General features: G+C 68.6%; 1 protein-coding gene. It reads right to left on the bottom strand.

Translation table 11 applies throughout. From position 1 onward, the window contains the following. The coding region (locus F7R19_RS29510) for an MdtA/MuxA family multidrug efflux RND transporter periplasmic adaptor subunit (protein ID WP_150982962.1) at nt 1–1,217 on the bottom strand (1,217 nt) is incomplete at both ends.

The following is a 1,217-nucleotide window of genomic DNA, read 5'->3' on the forward strand; positions in this document are numbered from 1 at the left end:
GCGGATGCGTCGCTGGCAGCGCCATGCGCGCCGCTCGCGCCACCGTGTGCCGCGCCGTGCGCACCGCTCGCGCCATTGCGCCGTCCGCGCGCGCGCGCCGAGCTCGCTGGCGTCAGTTGCGCCGCCCGCGCGGCCGGGTCCACCGCTTCGACGACCATGCCTTCCTTGAGCCGGTCGGCGCCGTCGACCACCACCCGCTGGCCCGGCTCCAGACCCTTCAGCACGACGGTGCGGCTGCCATCGGTCGGTCCCAGTGTCACCACCTGCACCTTGACCGCGCTGTCGTCGCCGACCACATAGACGAAGGTGCCTTGCTGGCCGCGCTGGATCGCCGCCACCGGGATCACGGTGGCGTCTTCCATGGTGTCCACGCGCGTGCGTACATTGACGAACTGGTTCGGGAACAGCATGCCGTCGGTATTCTGGAAAATGGCCTTGAGCTTGACGGTGCCGGTGGTGGTGTCGATCTGGTTATCGGTGGTCAGCAGCGTGCCTTCGGCCAGTTGATTGCGCATCTGGCGATCCCACGCCTGCACCGACAGCTTTTCGCCCGCATTAAGCTTCCGGAGCACGGTCGGCAGGTTGTCCTCGGGGATCGTGTACAGCACGGTGATCGGCTGGATCTGCGTGATCAGCGCAATGCCATTGGTGTCGCCGGTGCTGACGATATTGCCCGGATCCACCTGGCGCAGGCCGATGCGGCCGGAGGTTGGCGCCACGATGCGCGTGTAGCTGAGCTGCAGCCGCGCGTTGTCGACGTTGCCCTGGTCGGTCTTGACCGTGCCTTCATACTGGCGCACCAGCGCGTCCTGGGTATCCACCTGTTGGCTTGAAATCGAATCCTGCGCCAGCAGCGTCCTGTAGCGTTTCTGGTCCAGCCGGGCGTTGGCCAGCAGCGCCTGGTCGCGCGCGAGCTGACCCACCGCCTGGTCGAGCGCGGCCTGGAACGGGCGCGGGTCGATTTCCGCCAGCACGTCGCCGGCCTTGACCATCTGGCCTTCCTTGAACAGCACCTTGATCAGCGGACCCGACACCTGCGCGCGCACGGTGACGTTGGCCACCGGCGTGACGTTGCCCAGGCCATTGAGCACCACATCCATGTTGCGTTTGCCGACCGTGTTGACCACCACCGGCGAGCGCGGCATGGCGTTCGGCCCACCGGGGCCGCCCCCTGCGCCCGGCCCGCGCCTGCCCGCCGCGCCGCTGGCGCCCGCGGG

This window comes from Cupriavidus pauculus, assembly GCF_008801835.1.
GTDB classification, from domain to species: Bacteria; Pseudomonadota; Gammaproteobacteria; order Burkholderiales; family Burkholderiaceae; genus Cupriavidus; species Cupriavidus pauculus.